The organism is Wandonia sp. (assembly GCF_984588085.1).
Genome location: NZ_CFIGVI010000012.1, coordinates 79602 through 98087, shown reverse-complemented (window position 1 = coordinate 98087; position 18486 = coordinate 79602). Strand labels below are relative to the sequence as shown.

Annotated in this window: 15 protein-coding genes and 1 other RNA gene; 8 read left to right on the top strand and 8 right to left on the bottom strand. The window is 39.3% G+C overall.

Annotation, left to right across the window (positions count from 1 at the left end; genetic code table 11):
- Position 1: 1 nt before the first annotated feature.
- Positions 2–405: a transfer-messenger RNA gene (ssrA, locus tag AC4PL9_RS07155) on the bottom strand.
- 141 nt (positions 406–546) lie between these two features.
- Here ssrA and AC4PL9_RS07150 point away from each other — a divergent pair.
- The gene (locus AC4PL9_RS07150) at positions 547–1776 is read left to right on the top strand and encodes an NAD(P)-dependent oxidoreductase (RefSeq protein ID WP_491604064.1); all 1230 of its coding nucleotides are present in this window, start codon (positions 547–549) and stop codon (positions 1774–1776) included.
- Positions 1777–1834: 58 nt separating this feature from the next.
- Here AC4PL9_RS07150 and AC4PL9_RS07145 read toward each other — a convergent pair whose 3' ends face one another.
- The 6 genes from AC4PL9_RS07145 to AC4PL9_RS07120 all read right to left on the bottom strand — a co-directional run bounded on the left by AC4PL9_RS07145 (position 1835) and on the right by AC4PL9_RS07120 (position 10807).
- Complete coding sequence (locus AC4PL9_RS07145) at positions 1835–4135, bottom strand: M1 family metallopeptidase (RefSeq protein WP_491604063.1); 2301 nt, start codon at positions 4133–4135, stop codon at positions 1835–1837.
- The gene (locus AC4PL9_RS07140) at positions 4132–4638 is read right to left on the bottom strand and encodes a DUF6702 family protein (protein ID WP_491604062.1); all 507 of its coding nucleotides are present in this window, start codon (positions 4636–4638) and stop codon (positions 4132–4134) included. The genes AC4PL9_RS07145 and AC4PL9_RS07140 overlap by 4 nt, the downstream gene beginning before the upstream one ends.
- A gap of 202 nt (positions 4639–4840) precedes the next feature.
- Positions 4841–5275 carry a response regulator gene (locus AC4PL9_RS07135; RefSeq protein WP_491604061.1) on the bottom strand — a complete coding sequence of 145 codons (435 nt, stop codon included), beginning with the start codon at positions 5273–5275 and terminating at the stop codon, positions 4841–4843.
- A 27-nt stretch (positions 5276–5302) separates the two neighbouring features.
- The gene (locus tag AC4PL9_RS07130; RefSeq protein WP_491604060.1) at positions 5303–8386 is read right to left on the bottom strand and encodes a PAS domain S-box protein; all 3084 of its coding nucleotides are present in this window, start codon (positions 8384–8386) and stop codon (positions 5303–5305) included.
- Between the two features lie 265 nt (positions 8387–8651).
- Positions 8652–10055 (bottom strand): FAD-binding oxidoreductase, encoded by a 1404-nt coding sequence (locus AC4PL9_RS07125; RefSeq protein WP_491604059.1) that lies wholly within the window; start codon positions 10053–10055, stop codon positions 8652–8654.
- A 2-nt stretch (positions 10056–10057) separates the two neighbouring features.
- Positions 10058–10807, bottom strand: a complete 750-nt coding sequence (locus AC4PL9_RS07120) for a sulfite exporter TauE/SafE family protein (RefSeq protein ID WP_491604058.1) — start codon at positions 10805–10807, stop codon at positions 10058–10060.
- A gap of 182 nt (positions 10808–10989) precedes the next feature.
- On the opposite strand from AC4PL9_RS07120, the gene AC4PL9_RS07115 reads away from it, so the two are divergent.
- Entirely contained in the window at positions 10990–12369 is a 1380-nt protein-coding gene (locus AC4PL9_RS07115) for an aldehyde dehydrogenase (protein WP_491604057.1), read from the top strand.
- A gap of 3 nt (positions 12370–12372) precedes the next feature.
- Positions 12373–12936, top strand: a complete 564-nt coding sequence (locus tag AC4PL9_RS07110) for a GNAT family N-acetyltransferase (protein WP_491604056.1) — start codon at positions 12373–12375, stop codon at positions 12934–12936.
- On the opposite strand, the gene ctlX is transcribed toward AC4PL9_RS07110, so the two are convergent.
- Positions 12926–13828 (bottom strand): citrulline utilization hydrolase CtlX, encoded by a 903-nt coding sequence (gene ctlX / locus AC4PL9_RS07105; protein WP_491604055.1) that lies wholly within the window; start codon positions 13826–13828, stop codon positions 12926–12928. The genes AC4PL9_RS07110 and ctlX overlap by 11 nt on opposite strands.
- 2 nt (positions 13829–13830) lie before the next feature.
- Here ctlX and AC4PL9_RS07100 point away from each other — a divergent pair, with 2 nt between their 5' ends.
- From AC4PL9_RS07100 to AC4PL9_RS07080, 5 genes are all read left to right on the top strand, one after another.
- Entirely contained in the window at positions 13831–14613 is a 783-nt protein-coding gene (locus AC4PL9_RS07100; RefSeq protein WP_491604054.1) for a M15 family metallopeptidase, read from the top strand.
- Complete coding sequence (locus AC4PL9_RS07095; RefSeq protein ID WP_491604053.1) at positions 14614–16494, top strand: tetratricopeptide repeat-containing sensor histidine kinase; 1881 nt, start codon at positions 14614–14616, stop codon at positions 16492–16494.
- A 10-nt stretch (positions 16495–16504) separates the two neighbouring features.
- On the top strand, positions 16505–17125 hold the full coding sequence (locus AC4PL9_RS07090; RefSeq protein WP_491604052.1) for a response regulator: 621 nt from the start codon (positions 16505–16507) through the stop codon (positions 17123–17125).
- Between the two features lie 108 nt (positions 17126–17233).
- Entirely contained in the window at positions 17234–17608 is a 375-nt protein-coding gene (locus AC4PL9_RS07085; RefSeq protein ID WP_491604051.1) for a hypothetical protein, read from the top strand.
- 225 nt (positions 17609–17833) lie between these two features.
- Positions 17834–18481, top strand: coding sequence for a hypothetical protein (locus AC4PL9_RS07080; RefSeq protein WP_491604050.1), 648 nt, complete (start codon positions 17834–17836; stop codon positions 18479–18481).
- Positions 18482–18486 lie beyond the last annotated feature (5 nt).

Sequence of the window (18486 nt, the reverse complement as noted above, 5' to 3'; positions counted from 1 at the left end):
TTAGTGGAGCCGGAGGGGTTCGAACCCTCGTCCCAACGAAGAGTGCCACAGCTTTCTACATGCTTATTTTGTGATTGTTTTTCGACTGGAAACCGGACACAAACACCCTGTCCTCCAGCTTATCTTCTAAACTCTCATACGATCAACGAAGTAATGACCGTACCAGCCTTATTTTAATGATGTCTCAGATTCCTATCCAATAAGGCGATGGACCTGGTGAGACAACTCGTCCCTCTTACTGTACTTCAGAGTGGATTAAGCGCAATAACATTCCGTTATTAAGCAGCGAGAGCGTATGACGTATTGTCAATTATAGTTTGAGCCATGATATTAACGAGCCACAACCCAATGCTCGGCATGCTGACACTATTTCACCGCATCCGCAGTCAAATCCAAGTCGGCCCCTCAAAGAACTTTTAACAAAGATACGAAATTTGAACCGGAAAGGACCAAAATTAACTAAACATTAACCGGTTGAAAATATTACATAAACGGTTCTCCCTAATGAGGAAAACTTCACTATTTTTGCTCTAAATTCAAACAAAAATGGCTACAATTCATATAGGAGTTATCAGAGAGGGAAAAGTTCCCCCGGATCGCAGGGTTCCTTTGACACCCAAACAATGTGTTGAGGTTAAAAAGCGCTTCCCGAACGTTGAAATTACAATTGAACCTAGTGAAATTAGAGCCTATAGTGATGATGAATACCGTAATGAAGGAATAACTGTTTCATCGGATATTTCAGAATGTTCCCTTTTGATTGGAGTAAAAGAGGTGCCGGTTGAGCAATTAATTCCCGGTAAGACATACCTGTTTTTTTCACATACGTTTAAAAAACAACCCTATAACCGAAGTTTGTTGCGGACGATTCTTGACAAAAGGATTCGATTGATTGATTATGAAGTATTGAAAGATAAAAATAATCAACGTATAATCGGATTTGGAAGATACGCGGGAATTGTAGGTTGTTATAATGCATTCAGAACTTACGGATTGAAAACCGGAACATTTGATCTGAAACCTGCGCATACCTGCTTCGATCGGGCTGAGATGGAAAAAGAGCTGGAACATGTGGTATTACCTGCCAACTTTAAGATGGTTTTGACTGGTTTCGGAAGAGTAGGGCATGGGGCTCGTGAAGTATTACAACTATTACCTGTTCAGGAAGTGTCACCGGTTGATTTTCTGGAAAAGTCATTCGACGAACCTGTATTTACACAGTTGAATGTTGAAGATTATTATGACAGGGAAGATGGAAAGACATTTATCCGTCAGCAATTTTATGATGATCCTTCGGGCTTTGTATCGACATTCCCAAGATACATGAAGACAGCGGACGTTTATGCTTCTTGTCATTACTGGTCTGAAAAAGCTCCTTTCATAGCCACCCGTGAAGATTTCAAAGATCCGGAGAATCGCTTGTCTGTTGTCGCTGATATTTCAGCTGATATTGATGGTCCGGTAGGATGTACACTTCGTCCGTCGACGGTTGCTGATCCGATCTATGGATATAATCCTGTTTCGGAGACGGAAGATGATTATACAAAAGAAGGTGTGATAGCTGTAATGGCAATTGATAATCTGCCTTGTGAATTACCACGTGATGCTTCCGAATTTTTCGGAGAGGCTATGTTGAATAACGTATTCCCGGCATTATTGGGAGAAAGTGATCCGGATCGTATTATCGAAAGAGCAACTGAGACAACATTGGACGGTAAATTAATGCCGGCTTTTGCTTATCTTGAAGATTATGTTCAGGGTGAACTGAGTCATTAAGCAATCCATAAAATACTACAAAAAAAGCGGGGTGAATTTTTTCATCCCGCTTTTTACTTTACTTCATCTCTTTAGCTCTTTTGTCCCGTTGCATTTCATTTTCTTGCAATTGTTTCTCCCGGAACATCTGGAAACGGGATTGACGTACTTCCCGTGGCCATGAATTATTACTTAATTCAGTGTCTGCTGTTTCCAGGAAAGGATCCAGTCGGAAGTGTTTTACTTCTTTTTCAGTAATGAATACTTTTGTAATCACATCTGATTTAAAACGCCAGATTTCGGCAGGAATATAACGCACTTCACTGCTTCCGTCCGCATAGTTCAGTTGAAGGATCAACGGCATAACCAGTCCTCCGATATTCTCAAATTCCAACTCATAAAAGTTGAGATTACTGTTGAGCAGTTTCTCCTGTTCGGGAGTCAGCTTGCTGAGGAGTTCAGCATATTCTTCCGTATCCAAAGGTGAAATAGCATACGGATCTTTCAAATTATAAAAATCGTTCAGTTCCGGGTACTTTTCGGTTTGCGTTTCTTCAATGTCACTTTGGTTACGAATATCGCCTACATGAATATCCTGTTGCTGATCATGCGTTCGCCTCCATTCGGATTCCACTTCGGGATTTTCCGTATTAAGAGTATACCATTTCACATTGGAAATAGCAATGTCCACATGATCGGTAGTAAAGAACCATCCTCTCCAGAACCAGTCCAGATCAACTGCCGAAGCATCTTCCATTGTTCGGAAAAAATCTGCAGGAGTTGGGTGTTTAAACATCCAGCGACGAGCATACGTTTTGAATGCAAAATCGAATAATTCACGCCCCATGATCGTTTCGCGAAGAATATTTAAAGCGGTAGCCGGTTTTCCGTAAGCATTATTTCCAAACTGCCAAATAGATTCGCTATTGGTCATAATAGGAGAGAGCGTTGATTTATCTCCGGCCATATAGTCTGTAATTTTATGGGCAGGTCCTCTTCTGGAAGGATATCCTCTTTCCCATTCCTGTTCGGTGAGATATTGTAAAAAGGTATTAAGCCCTTCATCCATCCAGGTCCATTGACGCTCGTCCGAATTAACAATCATAGGAAAGTAGTTGTGACCAACTTCGTGAATAATAACTGTCAGCATTCCGTATTTGACACGTTCGGAATATGTTCCGTCCGGCTCCGGGCGGCCACCGTTGAAACAGATCATCGGGTATTCCATTCCGATGTGACGGGAATGCACAGAAATTGCTACCGGATAAGGATAGTCAAAAGTATAGTTGGAATATACATTTAGCGTATGGGCAACAATACGAGTTGAATATTTCTCCCAAAGCGGGTTCCCTTCCTTGGGATAAAAGGACATGGCAAGTACATTTTTATTCTCCTGTTTGACAGTCATCGCATCCCAGATGAATTTTCTGGAAGAAGCAAAGGCAAAATCGCGTACATTCTGTGCTTTAAAAATCCATTTCTTTTTTCCGGAAGCTTTTCCTTGTTCATTTTCTTCCGCTTCTTTATCGGTTATTATAAAGACAGGCTTTTCGTAAGCTTCTGCGGCCTTTTTTAGTCGCTCTCTTTGTTGGGATGTCAGAACAGCGTTTGCATTTTGAAGCTCTCCTGTTGCTGCAACAACATGATCCGCAGGAACTGTAATTTCAACTTCATAATCACCAAAAGGTAAGGTAAATTCACCTCTCCCAAGGAATTGTTTATTCTGCCAGCCGTTCACGTCATCGTACACACACATTCTGGGAAAAAACTGGGCAATAGTATACAGGTAATTGTCTTCCTCCTCAAAATATTCGTATCCGGAGCGACCACCTACCTTCATCCGGTCATTGATGTTGTACCACCATTTTACTTTGAATGTAAGCGTACCTCCCGGTTTAAGAGGTGTTTTGGGATCAATCCGTAACATTGTCTGGTTAATCGCATAACTGAGATCCTCATTGTTCATGGACTTAATCCATTCAATTTTAAACCCACCGTCAAATTCAAACATTTTTCGTTCAAGGTTATTAATACCCTTGAAACTTTCCATATTATCGACACTAATCAGTTTCGAGTGTGAATGTTGTGCCCGGACATTTTGATCCAATTGCAACCATAAGTATTCCAGTGGATCAGGAGAATTATTGGTATATGTAATTATTTCCTCTCCTCGTATAAGTTGTTTTTCATCATCCAGTTCCAGTTTGATTTTGTAATCCGCTTTTTGCTGGTAATATTGATGCCCGGGAGCTCCGGATGCAGTTCGATATACATTGGGTGTAGGTAGCAGGTTGTCTATTTGTTTAAATTTATCATCCCATTCCTGTGCCCACAAAAGACCGGAACAAGAGAGAAACAACAAGGTGTAAACTAGCTTCATTTGTCTTTGATTTTTATAGTTGCCGTTCGTTTAGTATGGAGAAAAACAGCATAATACTTTTTACTTTTCCATTTCATTTCCAGTTTGTTTTGCTGAGAATCATCATGATCCATAAGTAAACTGAAGTTCCATGTAATCTCATTGAAAGGTTCTACACGTTCGGCATAGACATAGATAAATACTCTTCCGTCCCGGACTACTTCAATACCAACAACATAAAACACAAGTTTTTGTTTGTCTGTAGTTGCTCCGAAATTCGCCAGAATTTCTTTTGACATTTTTTTCCATAGATCCGAGTTGCGTTCTATCATTTCAAGATGTCCTGCTTTAATTCCTTTATCTTCCAGCCAGTGTTCGATATCGTGCGCTTCGGCTTCTATAGTGACTTCCATAGCTTTGTCTTTTTCATTGTAGACCGTCTTTGCCAGTGCTACATGAAATTGATGAGCGGAAATGTCCCGGACACCTAACACGAGAAATAAAATGAGAATATAACGAACCATTAGTAACTAATATTAATTTCCGAATTGGGTAGAAAACGTGAAAATAATAAACTCTGGGTACAAATTACGGTTTAGAATTAATTTTCTGAGTTATAGAATGCCCCAAAACGTAGGAAAGAGGTTTGTTACAGTTCAGGTAGAACTCTGTTTTCAAAAGAAGGTAAAGAAAAGCTGGCAAATGGTTTAGCCCGATAATACTGGCTCAGGTATCTTTATTCGGCAATCGTACAGTCTTTAACCAGTATTCTTTAATCTCCCCGGCTACTTTTTCCAGTTCAAAAATATCGTAGGGTTTTATAATGTATGAACTGGTTAGTTCTTTATAAGCTCTAACAATATCTTCTTTTCGGGATGACGTTGTAAGCATGATAACCGGAATATGTTTCGTTTCGTAATCCGATTTAATTCTCTCTAATGTTTCAAAACCATCCATTACAGGCATATTGATGTCAAGTAGTATTAAATCTGGAAGTTTGGCATCTGTGTAGGGTGGTTTTTTATGCAAAAAATTAAGAGCTTCCTCACCATTCCGTACTGAGACAAGATGATTAATCACCTCGGCATCATGAAGTGCTTCTTCAATGAACATAATATCATGCTCACTGTCTTCAACAAGTAAGATATCCAGTTTTTTCATAGTGTGTTTTTATATAAAGTTATGTAATTATTTCTTAGGAAGGGTAAAGACAAATACGCTTCCGTGCGGAATATTGGGTTCGATCCATATTTTTCCTCCATAACTGGTGATAATTTTTTTACAGGTTGCCAATCCTATTCCTGTACCGGGATATTCTGATTTAGAATGCAATCGCTTGAAAATTTCGAATACTCTTTTGTAATGCTTGGGGTCAATACCAATTCCGTTGTCAGCGACCCTGATTTCCCACAAATTTTCTTTCTCTTCTGCACTAATTTTTATTTCGGGAGTGGTATTCTCATTTTGGTACTTTAATCCGTTTCCAATAAGGTTTGTGAAAAGTTGACTCATCGAAGTTTCATCACCTGAGATAACAGGAAGATCTTCTACTGTTATAGACATCATACTGTTTCTTATACTATTGCCGTATATGGAGACAATTTTTTTAACCAGTGAGTTTAAATCTATATCAATATACTCTGTAATATCAGCTTTTGAGTAATCAAGAATATCATTGATAAGCGTTTTCATACGCGTGGCACCGTCTATGGTAATATCAATATACTGATTCGCCTTTTCATCCAGTTCCTGAGCGTATTTTTTCTGGAGCAGAGATAAATATCCTGAAATTACCCGCAGCGGTTCCTGGAGATCATGGGCGGCTACGTAGGCAAATTGTTCTAACTCTTCATTTTTCTGTTCCAGTTTTTTCTGAGCAGATTTCAACGGGCTGATGTCAACAGCTACCCAAAGAAAACCGGTTTGTTTGTAACCCTGCCGAATTCCTGTCATCGAGAGCAAAACAGGGAATATTCTTCCGTCTTTATGTTTGAAATAGGACTCGATTTTATCCGATTGTCCTTGGGTGACACGTTCAAGATGTTTTTCGATAAGACAGGCTTCTTCTTTCCCGGAAGATTCCAAACCAGAATCCAGTTCCTTCTCGGAAAGAAAAATACGGGGGGTATGTTTGCCCACCACTTCGTCGGCTTTATACCCCAGCATATTAACAGCACCATCGTTAAATTCTTCTATTGTCCCCTCCACATTAGTACTGATTATTGCAACCTGAGTACTGGCGTCTAAAATAGCTTTGTTCTTTGCGAGAGCCTTAGAAAGGTTGTATTCAGCTTGCTTTAACTCACTGATGTCTATAATTTGTGAGATAAAATAGAGGATATCTCCTTTTGTATTGCTGACTTTGGAAACAGCGAGTATAATATTGACAATATGACCTTCCTTGTGGAAATAGCGTTTTTCCATCTGATAATGATCTCGTTTTCCTGCTACTAATTCCTGTAAAAGGGTTAGGTCAATTTCTAAATCCTCAGGATGCGTAATATCCTGAAAAGTTAGGTTCATTAGCTCTTCTTCTGAATACCCGACAATTTCAGAAACGCGCTTATTGACTTTTAGCCATTGTCCTTGTTCATTAAGAAGTGCCATTCCTATAGCCGCATTCTCAAAATTACCTCTGAACGCTTCTTCACTAATCCGTAACTCTTCTTCAATATTTTTTCGAGTGGTGATGTCCTGATGGGTTCCATACATCATAAGTGGTTTTCCATCTGATGTCCAGCTGAAGACTTTTCCCCGGTCATGTACCCAAACCCAATGACCGCCCTTATGTTTCATACGGACTTCTATCTCATAGAATTTTACTTTATTGTTAAAACAGTTCTGAAGTTGTCGAGTCGACTTTTCCCTGTCTTCCGGATGCACTAGCTTTTGCCAGGTCCGGATACTGATGGGTTCCAGTTCTTCCAGTGTGTAACCTACTATTTCCGCCCAACGTTCATCCATAACTGCTTCCCCCGTCTGGACATTCCATTCCCAGGTACCTGCATGAGTACCTTCGATAATAGATTGATTTCGATTTCTAACATCTACAATCTCCTGAATGGGACGTCCTTCAGGTATGATGTATACAACATTACTGTTCGTGTCAAGAATCGGACGAAGGCTAAACAATATAGTAATAGGTTGTTTGTTTGCTATCCAGACTTTAACTTCCTCGACTACTTCCTTTTTTTCTTTAACTACCCGGTCAATGTTCTTTTTAAGATTTACCTGTAAGTCATCTGAAATTTGCCACCAGTAGCATTCCCAGAAATATTTCCCGACAACCTCTTCTCGTTCAATATCAGCCATCAAGAGAGCAGTATGATTTACGTCGAGGAGAATTCCTTTTGGGTTCAGGAATCCGATGAAAGAGAAGGAGGAATTAAAAATTCCTTTATATTTAAGTTCATTTTGTTTGATCTCAGTAATGTCCTGAAAAGAACCGCGCAAAAAAGCTTTTCCGTTCTCATCAACTACTTTTCTTCCGGTAGATCGTACCCACTTCAAAAAACCTTTGGCGGTAATGAAACGACAGGTTACATCAAAAGGATCTCCTGTTTGTATAGAGTGTGTAATTACATTAGTTATGGTTTCTCTGTCATCGGGATGATAAAACTCAATCCCTTTTACTTTATTATGATCAAAATCCAATGGGACTTCATGAATCCTGTAGACCTCTTCTGTCCATTTAGTTTTGCCTGAATCAATATCAAGTGTCCAGCTACCAATTTTGTTTAATTGTTGGGATTCATTAAGAATACTTATTGTATGGTTTAATCTTTTGATCGTCTCTTCCTTTTTCTTCAGATCGCTATTCAGCTGCATAATTGCCTCGGCTTGTTTTTTCAGTGTTTTCATCAATTCAAGTTGTGATGCATTTAATTCCCGCACATTTTTATCTACGGTACAAAGAATAGCCTGGATTTGCCTATCCGAATTAAATAAAGGGATTCCTGCAAAAAAAGAAACGAGAATACCATTTATGGTTAAGGGGATGGCAGACAAGAGACTTCCGTCCTGTTCAATTTCTAGGGTAATTTCTTCAATGGTAAACAGAGGGTGATTGAGAAAGGATGTATCTGTTGAAATTCCTTTTGCCCCGTTCATTATGAGTACATCTTTTTTTCCGCCAGAGAGGGAAACAATAAAAGACAAAGGTGTGTTACAAATGGAAGAAAGGGATTGAATAACCGTTGATAATTCGGAGGGTTGGAATAAAACCGATTTTTGTGAAAAATCAGCTGAGTTACTATTTTTTATTTTACTCATATTAGAGATCGATCTATAATAAAGGACATAGTTCTGCCATGAAGAAGTCTTCCTAATGAAAACCAATTCCTTTAGTCTTTGTTCAGTGGATTTGTATTTTCTAAAGATAATTAACTGTGGTAAAAATCACAACAAAATTTTTTTTTCACAAATCCGGGTAGAATTAACAGGGTTGATATGTGGTTGTTAATTCGTTTTTTGTATATTTTTCCGGTTGATTAAAATGCGTTAACTTGCTGATTTTCTGAAGTAAAACGTGTTTTTTCTATTGATTTTCAGGAGAGTCCGGGAAGATTTTACCTGGGTTCAAAATGTTATTAGGATCAAAAAGTTGTTTGATACTGCGCATTAGTTGAAGTTCTGTTTTTCCAAATGCAATGTCCATATATTCTTTCTGCACCCATCCTATTCCATGTTCTCCGGAAATTGTTCCGCCAAGTTGCACGGTAAGTTCAAAGATTTCGCGAATAGCCATAGGCAATTCTTCTTTCCAGGTTCGTTCGTCAAGGTCTCCTTTAATAATATTTACATGTAAATTACCATCTCCTGCGTGTCCGTAGCAAACCGATTTGAAACCGTATGTATCACCTATTTCTTTGACTCCTTTTAATAAACGAGGTAATTCATATCGGGGTACTACCGTATCTTCTTCCTTGTAAACGGAGTGTGATTTTACTGCTTCTCCGACCTTTCTTCTTAGCTTCCATAGACTATCTTTTTGAGCCTGCGTCTCTGCAAAGAGAATTTCATCACAATCAAAGTTTGTGACCACTTCTGCAATCCTTTCACAATCATTCAGCAATACAGATTCATCCCAACCATCCACTTCAATTAAGAGATGTGCCTGATGTTCCGGCTGTATAGAAATAGACAGATCATCGACAAATTTAAGCGTCCAGTCGATAGCATCCCGCTCCATGAATTCCATCGCTGAGGGGATTACTCCTGCTTTAAAAATTTCAGGTACGGCAGCACAGGCTTTTTCAGCACTGAAAAACGGAACCAGCATCAATAAATCCTTTGTTGGTTTGGGGAGTAATCGAAGTACAATTTTCGTCACAATACCTAACGTGCCTTCGCTTCCGACGATTAACTGAGTGAGATTATATCCGGTAGCATTTTTCAGAACGTTAGCCCCTGTCCAGATGACTTCCCCCGAGGGTAAGACAACTTCTAGATTAAGCACATAATCGGCAGTTACACCATATTTTACGGCTTTAGGACCTCCACTGTTTTCGGAGATGTTTCCGCCAATAAAACAGGAACCTTTACTCGCCGGGTCTGGAGGGTAAAACAAACCTTTTTCAGCTACGGTATTTTGCAATACTTCAGTAATAACCCCCGGTTCAGTTGTGACCTGAAGATTATTCTCATCAATAGATATAATCTTTGAAAAACGTTCCATCGATAGTAAAACACCGCCTTTTACAGGAAGTGCACCTCCGCTGAGTCCCGTTCTGGCTCCACTGGGGGTTACCGGAATCAGATGGGTATTGCAGTAGCGAAGTATTTCCGATACTTCCTCTGTTGATTCGGGAATGAGCACAACAGAAGGCAGGAAAACAAGATTTTCTGTTTCGTCATGTCCGTAATTTTCAAGTGTATCGATGTCCGTTTTGCAACGGTCATTTAATTTGTCTTTGAAAAAAATAATGTCTTCCTGTTTCATGATTACAGATCGATTTTCCAGTTGAAAATGATTCCCAAAATACTTATAATTCCAATGATTACGATAAGAATAAGTGAGAATCGTTTGAAGTTTTCTTGCGAGATATGAACAAGTATTCGTTTTCCGATGTACGTTCCACCTAACCCGATGAGAATAAGAAAAGGGATATAGATCAGATGACTTTTATTTACATATCCACTTGATACGTAAACAATAGATCGGGTAAAGTCAATGGCCAGATCTATCGCTGCTGATGTGGCAATAAATACACTTTTCTCAAGGTTAAACGCAGCCATCGTTAATCCCCTGATGGCTCCTCCTGTACCTAAAAGTCCTGCTGAGAATCCTGAAATAGCCCCTCCGGCAATACTAGGGTACTTTTTGGGAGGAATAACCAGTTTCGGACGGAGTAAAAATAGGGCTCCGAAAACTACCAGAAACAGTCCCAGAGCGATCGTTAAAAAAGTGGCATTAAAGAAATTACTGAGCAACCCGCCAATGATCACAAAAATTACTGAGGGGATTCCAATGTCTAGCAAAAGGCGTTTGTTGAGACCTTTTCTGAACAAAGCAATTTTACTAAGATTACTGGAGAGGTGAAACAGTGCGGTAAGACCTAAAACATTGTGAAAATCAAAAAAGAATCCGGCAAAGGGGACAAAAAAAACAGAAGAACCAAAACCTCCTATAGTTCCTAATATTTCCGCTATTAGGGCAAGTATCAGAAAAAGTGCCGATATCCAGGTAAACATGTTGCAATACTAATGAAAAAAGGAAAGCCGTTTTCGGGTAGAAACAAATTATCCTGATCTTTTGGTGTTTATATGATTCTTTTTCGGAAAGATCTTTCTTTAGTGTGATTTCTGCTTTTTTTCCTGCCGGAATAATTGTATATTGTATAGAGGAGTAATATATTCGGAAAAAGAAAAAAACGATGGCACAACTGGATTTTACCGCACTTAAAAAACAACAATCTGATTTTTTCTATTCAGGAACAACACAGGAGGTTGACTTTCGGAAAAATGCCTTGAAAAAATTGCAGGGTGCAGTTAAAACGTACGAGTCCCGTATCATCGAAGGGTTAAGAAAGGATCTTGGGAAGTCAGGCTTTGAATCGTATGCTGCTGAAATTGGATTGGTGTATGAAGAGTTGCGGTTTCATATCAGGAATGTGGAGAAATGGAGTAGGGGAGAAAGAGTTTCTACGAATCAGGTCGTTAATTTTTGGTCATCGAGTAGGATTGTTCCCGAACCATTTGGAAACACTTTAATTATTGCTCCGTGGAATTACCCGTTTCAGTTGGTAATGATGCCGCTTATTGGTGCGATTTCAGCAGGAAATACAGCTGTTATCAAACCATCCGAGTTTACTCCTACTACAGCAGCAGTGTTGGAAGAAATGATCGCATCCGTATTTGATGAAAAGTACATTGTAGTTGTCAACGGTGATGCTGACACTTCAGCTGCATTACTAAAGTTGAAGTGGGATAAGATATTCTTTACCGGAAGTCCCAGAGTAGGACAAATTGTAGCCGAAGCGGCTGCGAGTATGCTTACTCCTGTTACATTGGAATTAGGAGGGAAAAGTCCTTCGGTAGTTACAGAAACAGCTAAAATAGATGTAGCGGCTAAACGTATTATTTGGGGGAAAATGCTGAATGCAGGACAAACCTGTATTGCTCCTGATTATGTACTGGTTCATGAAAAAGTCAAAGATCAATTCGTTGACCGTTTGATTTACTGGATTGAACATTTCTATGGGGAAAAAGCTGAGAATAGTCCTGATTTCCCTCGAATTGTAAATGAAAGGCATACACAACGGATTAAAAAATATATTGAAAATTCAGACGTCTTGTATGGTGGTAAAGTCATCGAAGAGGAACGGTTTATTGCTCCTGCACTGCTTGAAGTGAAGGATATGGATACTCCGGTAATGCAGGACGAAATTTTTGGTCCGGTATTGCCGATTGTAACCTATAAGAATTTGGAAGAAGTACTGGCTTTCATAAACTCCCGGCCAAAACCTCTGGCTTTGTATCTGTTTTCAGAAGATAGCAAAGAGCACAGACAGATTCTTAAGCATACATCCTCCGGGTCGATGGGGATTAATGAAACGGTGATGCAGGTAGCTAATAACCGGTTGCCTTTTGGAGGAGTGGGGAATTCCGGTACGGGAAATTACCACGGGAAATTTAGTTTTGACTGTTTTTCGCATCAAAGAAGTGTACTGAAGAAAATAACCTGGTTGGATATTCCGCTTCGTTACCCGCCTTATGGTAATAAGTTGAAACTGGTTCGTAAATTTTTAAAATAGAAAATGGAAAGGTTTCCTGAAATACGGACAGAGCGATTGTGGCTTCGGAGAATAGTGGAAGAAGATATTGTCTTCGTTCATAAAGGACTTTCTCACCCCGAAGTGATCCGTTTTTATGGAGTAAGTTATACCACGCTTGAAGCGACTACCGAACAGATGGAGTTTTACCGGAAAACGCTTGAGGAGAGATCAGGTATTTTCTGGGCGGTCTGTGACAGGAACACCGGAGAGTTTATGGGAGTCGGTGGATTTTATGCATACTCTGAAGATCATAGAAAAGCTGAAGTGGGGTATTGGCTTTTGCCGGAATACTGGAGTAAAGGGTTTATGACGGAAGGCATGGGGGCACTGGTTGAGTATGGTTTTACCAGAATGCATTTGCACCGGATTGAAGGATTTGTAGAAACACCGAATATTGCATGCCGAAGAGCTATGGATAAGCTGAATTTCAGGCATGAAGGAAAACTCAGGGATTATGAACGGAAAAATGGAGAGTTTATTAGTCTGGAAGTCTATTCACTACTGGAAAGCGATTTGGATCTAGTGAAAAAGTATATCAGATTTTAACACCCAGTTGCATACAGCGGGAACTTCCTCCCCCTACATTTTCTATTGTACTTATATCGACCATAATAATTCCGACACGTTGTTTGATTTGATCCAGTTGTTCTTTTGTAAATCCCTTGTAAGCAGAGGAAGACATGATCAAAAAAGGTTCTCCATTCTGATTGTCAACTTCAAGTACATTACAACAAAACTGGTTCATCTGACGAAAATCAACTTCAATAACCACTCTTCCGGAAGCTTTTAATCGCTCGGTTACCATAATCCGTTCAACCGGGTCTGTAATGGATTCGCTGCAAATAATCACACTATTTTCTCCGATCGATAACATAACATTTGTATGGTAGATAGGATGACCATTTAGGTCAAAAGCTTCAAAACTAATAGGTGTCTTATGCAATTCTTTAGCGAGTAGCGAAAAGAGTCGGGCATCTGTGCGGCTGGAAATACAGGCATAGGCATCTTCATTAACCGGGTCAAAGATAACAGAGCCTGTTCCTTCCAGATACTGTCCTTCCGTTTCGTAATTTGTCAGATCAGTGAGTTGCTGATTTCCGCTCAAGGTTTGAATATGTTCAATGATGTCTGTTCTTCGCTCAAAGCGACGGTTTTTCGCTTCCATAGGGTAAAGGACAATACCATAATGCGGATGAAAACTAATCCAGTTATTAGGGAAAATACAATCCGGTTTAGAAGGTGTCTCTGAATCCTGAAACACTTTGACAGATAACCGATTATCCTGTAATAAATCAACCATATTATCAAACTCCCGGATTGCTTTTTCGTGTAAATCCGTTTCATCTACCTGCTTTTGAAAGCGGTTTGATTGTGCGGTTTCGAAATTATATCCGAAATTAGCGGGACGAACTAAGACAATATGATTGTAATTTTTCACGGATGACGATTTTTAGTAAAGATACAATTTTTGTACTCCTGCTGGGAGTTTTTGCCGGATGTGCTTCCTCTTCTGAGGATGCTGCTACAACGAAAGAAATTTCCAAGGGAGCTGAAAATAAAACATTGGAGATCAAACCGGAAGAATTCCCTGAATACGAACCTGTTCAACCGGATACACTTGGGGTACGCTTACGTTCATTTGGCTTGACATCCGTTACGGAAATAGATTCTACTTTTTTTATTGATCTTAAATATGCTTCAACAGATAATTTCCTGGGAGAAAATATTTATGGAAATCTTAAGGAAGTGTTTTTGCAGGATACGGTCGCAAAGATGTTAAGTAAAGCACACGCTTTCCTGAAAGAAGAGCATCCTGATCTTCGTATGTTGATTTATGACGGTGTCCGACCTTTGTGGGTACAACAAAAAATGTGGAATTTATTGGATTCTATTCCCGTTTCGGAACGGGTAAAGTTTGTTTCAAATCCCGCAAACGGATCTTTACATAATTTTGCCTGTGCAGTAGACCTTACCCTGTGTGATAAGCAAGGTAATCCTCTTGATATGGGGGCGGGATACGACGATATGCGTAAGATAGCCTACCCTGAACTGGAAAGTCATTTTCTGGAATCGGGAGAATTAACAAAAGAACAGTATCAGAACAGATTGACTCTTAGAAAAAGTATGCGAAAAGCAGGGTTCTCGCAGTTGCCGACAGAATGGTGGCATTACAATGCCATGAATCGAAATACAGCAAGAGGGAAGTTTGAAATTGTACCTTAAATGAACAAAACCGCCATGCAAAAAGGAAAATGGATACTCGTATTCGTGTTATTCAGCTTTTATCAGATTACATATAGTCAAACTCAGGACTCGGTAAGAATAGAGCAATTATTCACTGATCTCTTAAGGGGGCAGGCAGACAGCAGTGAGGTATACAAGGAAGTGACTGAAATATCTGGGCGACTGAGTGAAGGGCAAAAGATAAACTGGATTCATTACAATGAAGCAAAATACCTTTTGTTTTCGGGGAATCCTGAAAAAGCTGAGCAAATAGCTTTTTCAGCTTTACAGTCTATTAAAGGGAAAAAAAATACACTTTCTTCTCTGAAATTTTATGCGCTACTTGCGTCATCGCTGAGTCTTCAACAGCAATATGAAGAAGCGATCCGATATTTTAAGAAAGCTCTTGAGATTGCCGAAGAGAATAGCATGGATTTGCAGGCTGCTTATATCCATAACAATATAGCTAATGTTTTTTTCAGTTTGCTGGACTACGCAGCGGCACATAATCACGCAGCGGAATCAGTCGAAATTCTCAGAAATTATCCCGATGACCCTAACTATCCTTCTATTCTGGCTGTTCTGAGTGTTTCAGAAGCAAAACTGGATCAGTTTGAAATGGCTGAAAAACACGCCCTGGAAGCCCGGGAAATGGCAGGGAAGTCGTCGAATTTTATGGCTTTGATTATCGCGGTTCATGCCCTGGGAGAAGTTGAGTTCAGTAAAAATGATTTTCAGGAAGCCCAACGCTATTATGAAGAATCTCTGGCTCTAGCTGAGCGATTTAATCAGCAACAGTTCGTTTTGTTAAATGCTATCGGGATTTTAACAGTTTCACTAGAGCAGAAAAGTTTTGAAACAGCGGTCAATTTCGGAGAAAAAGCTTTGGAACTGGCAGCTATTACCGAGAATAGATCCACATTGTATTCGATAAAGCGAAAGCTAGCCCATGCTTATTCCGGGGTAGAAAAATATGAGGATGCTTTTCGCTTGATGAATGAAGCACACGAAATCTATAAGGAGACGAATAAATCAGAGACTCAGAAAGCAATTAATGATCTACTCATTCAGTATGATACGGAGAAGAAAGAGAAAGAAATCACGCGTACCCGTCTTGAATTGCTCGCAAAAGAAGTAGAATCTGCCCGGTTGTGGAACATTATTACAGTGACGGGTATACTTTTTTTGGTATTAATGATTGTATTTATGATCTACCGCTCCGTTATGAAGGAGCGTATCATGCGAATTGAGTCGAAGAAGGAAAAAGATATGTTTGATGCGCTTATTCGTGGGGAAGAAAGAGAGAGAAGACGCCTGGGACATGAATTACACGATGGATTAGCATCTCAGCTAGTGGGGATTAAATATCGTTTGGAATCCGATAATTCGGTTTCTTCAGATACCAAACAGGAGCTGTTGGATCAGGTTTCCAGTGCACATGAAGAAACCCGACGAATAGCTCATAATCTGGCTCCATCAGGAATGAAAGAATTGGGGTTGATTGAATCGTTGCGACGTTTTGCAATAGATAACTCAACACCCCACCTGTCTATTGAGTTTGATCATATTGGTTCCGGTACTATTATGCTAAGTGCAGAAAAGACATTGATGCTTTTTCGAATCATACAAGAGCTTGTGCAGAATGCAGTCAAACATGCTAAATCGGATGAATTATTTATTCAAACTTCGCTTATAGATCAGCTTCTGGATATAAGAGTAGAGAATAATGGTGTCGGATTTGATGTTAAAAAGGTAAAAAAAGGAAATGGTTTAACTTCTATCGAAGAACGTGTGCATTTGTTGAACGGAACATTTTCTATCGATTCAGGTGAAGAAACAAACGGGGCAATTGCACATATTTCCATATATTTGAATAACTGACCAGTAGTGTATGAAAATATTAGTAGCAGACGATCATGAAATTATTGCATCGGGGATTAGGAGCTTTTTAACAGATAAGTTGGGAGCGTTAGAGGTGAAAAGTGCAGTAAATCTGGCACAGCTCAAGCAAATTCTGGCGAAAGAAAAATTTGATATCCTTTTGCAGGATATCCGGTTCGGAAACGATGACGGCAGAACTTTTTTGAGTGAAATTCGCAAAATGCATCCCGATCTCTTGATTGTTGCATTGTCCTCACATACGGATGAATTTACAGTGAAATCCGCATTGGCAGCGGGGTGTTCCGGTTATGTATCGAAGTCCTCACCACTGGAGGAAATTCTGGAGGCTATTCAATCAATAACAAAAGGAAAGCAGTTCGTTAGTAAGGATATACGCGATGCTATGCTGACAAACCTGATGAATGGAGAATCCGATAAAATAAAACTTACAAAAAGAGAGTTGGAAGTACTGAAGGCGATTCAGGATGAACTTTCTACACGAGAGATAGCCGAGAAACTATTCTTATCTGAAAAAACAATAGAAGGATACCGATCGAACTTATTTCTAAAGTTTCAGGTGAAAAATGTTGCCGGATTGGTAAAACAGGCAATTCTTCAGGGATATATTTAAAACTCTCTTTTCAGGGTTTACCCTGTTGTATACTGTCTGATAACTTGCTAAGTTTGTAAACAGGGAAGAGTAGGACGGTGTGTAATCTCTAAGCTACAAAACTAAATGATGAAAAAATACTTATCGTTACTATTGCTTATATTATTGATTACTTCCTGTGACATACGCGTACACGTTGACAAAATTGTTCAGAATGATTCTTCATATGATATTCGTCTGGAACTGAAGGGAGGGAAGAATCTGGTTATTCCAAAAAAGAAACAAACAGTTGTTGAGGTGGATCAAAGATTTGCGGAAGAACTAAAAGAGGATTATACTTCCTGTCATTATACGTCTATCGAATCGGTAGTTATTTTGTCGGAAAACGGAGGTTTGTCTCTGGATAAGGATTTGCTTAACAAATTTAATTGGAGATACTTTAAGGTTGAAAAGCGAAAAGGAGAGTGTGTGTTTACCATATCTGATTCGGATATTTCTTATTAGTTCTACTCATAATTTTTTAATAGACCGGGTACTGGTTTTTGATTAATTTCTGTTCCGAAAAAGTTTGATCTTTAACTGATTTCTCGGTTTAAAAGAAGAAAGGTGTCTAATTTGATTAGATACCTTTTTTTGTAAATATAAGGGTAAACCCTGATAGTAAATTCAGGACTTTCCCTGCTTTTTTTAGCGGAGAATCTGCTGAACTTTGTCTCAAAGAAAAAAGAGATGAGAAAAGTAGGGTTCAAAAAAATGGTGATGATAGCTACAGTACTATTGTCTGTAGTGAATGTAGGGAGTGTAAATGCTCAGGCATTTGGAGGGAAAGGAAGTAAACAATTTCTTATTGGTTTGGGAATGTCTGAATTACGGTCGATATATCCTGAAGATGGTAGCGGATTAAAAGGATGGATTTCACCTCTTTCTGGACAATTAAGTTTTCAGGGAGAGTTTGGAGTGGGGAAGTATGTCGGAATAGGATTTTCAATAGGGGCTAATTTTTCGGCGAACATGAATGATAATTTAGGAGTGGGGTATGCCTGGCCATACGGAGTTGGCGGAAATTCAAACTTTTGGAGTATCGGAATTCCTGTTGCTATTATTTCAAATTTTCACTTCTTACAGTTAATTAATGATAAGGCAGGGAAAACATTTGCCGAAAAACTGGATGTCTATGTCGGATTGTCTCTTGGATCAGGACCTTCATTTGTAATTCCGAAATCGGGATACAAACATCTGGGGGGCGATGTGGGGGTAATGATTTATGGTGGACCACATGCAGGGATTCGCTTCTATCCGAAAGATAAGTTCGGAATTTTCCTTGAGCTGGGATATGGTAAGACCTATTTGAATGGAGGAATCTGTTTCAAAATGTAATCGAA

What these genes read in the sequence shown, in the direction of transcription:
- AC4PL9_RS07150 (WP_491604064.1), top strand. Translation starts at nt 547, where the DNA reads ATGGCTACAATTCATATAGGAGTTATCAGAGAGGGAAAAGTTCCCCCG.
- AC4PL9_RS07145 (WP_491604063.1), bottom strand. Translation starts at nt 4,135, where the DNA reads ATGAAGCTAGTTTACACCTTGTTGTTTCTCTCTTGTTCCGGTCTTTTG.
- AC4PL9_RS07140 (WP_491604062.1), bottom strand. Translation starts at nt 4,638, where the DNA reads ATGGTTCGTTATATTCTCATTTTATTTCTCGTGTTAGGTGTCCGGGAC.
- AC4PL9_RS07135 (WP_491604061.1), bottom strand. Translation starts at nt 5,275, where the DNA reads ATGAAAAAACTGGATATCTTACTTGTTGAAGACAGTGAGCATGATATT.
- AC4PL9_RS07130 (WP_491604060.1), bottom strand. Translation starts at nt 8,386, where the DNA reads ATGAGTAAAATAAAAAATAGTAACTCAGCTGATTTTTCACAAAAATCG.
- AC4PL9_RS07125 (WP_491604059.1), bottom strand. Translation starts at nt 10,055, where the DNA reads ATGAAACAGGAAGACATTATTTTTTTCAAAGACAAATTAAATGACCGT.
- AC4PL9_RS07120 (WP_491604058.1), bottom strand. Translation starts at nt 10,807, where the DNA reads ATGTTTACCTGGATATCGGCACTTTTTCTGATACTTGCCCTAATAGCG.
- AC4PL9_RS07115 (WP_491604057.1), top strand. Translation starts at nt 10,990, where the DNA reads ATGGCACAACTGGATTTTACCGCACTTAAAAAACAACAATCTGATTTT.
- AC4PL9_RS07110 (WP_491604056.1), top strand. Translation starts at nt 12,373, where the DNA reads ATGGAAAGGTTTCCTGAAATACGGACAGAGCGATTGTGGCTTCGGAGA.
- AC4PL9_RS07100 (WP_491604054.1), top strand. Translation starts at nt 13,831, where the DNA reads ATGACGATTTTTAGTAAAGATACAATTTTTGTACTCCTGCTGGGAGTT.
- AC4PL9_RS07095 (WP_491604053.1), top strand. Translation starts at nt 14,614, where the DNA reads ATGAACAAAACCGCCATGCAAAAAGGAAAATGGATACTCGTATTCGTG.
- AC4PL9_RS07090 (WP_491604052.1), top strand. Translation starts at nt 16,505, where the DNA reads ATGAAAATATTAGTAGCAGACGATCATGAAATTATTGCATCGGGGATT.
- AC4PL9_RS07085 (WP_491604051.1), top strand. Translation starts at nt 17,234, where the DNA reads ATGAAAAAATACTTATCGTTACTATTGCTTATATTATTGATTACTTCC.
- AC4PL9_RS07080 (WP_491604050.1), top strand. Translation starts at nt 17,834, where the DNA reads ATGAGAAAAGTAGGGTTCAAAAAAATGGTGATGATAGCTACAGTACTA.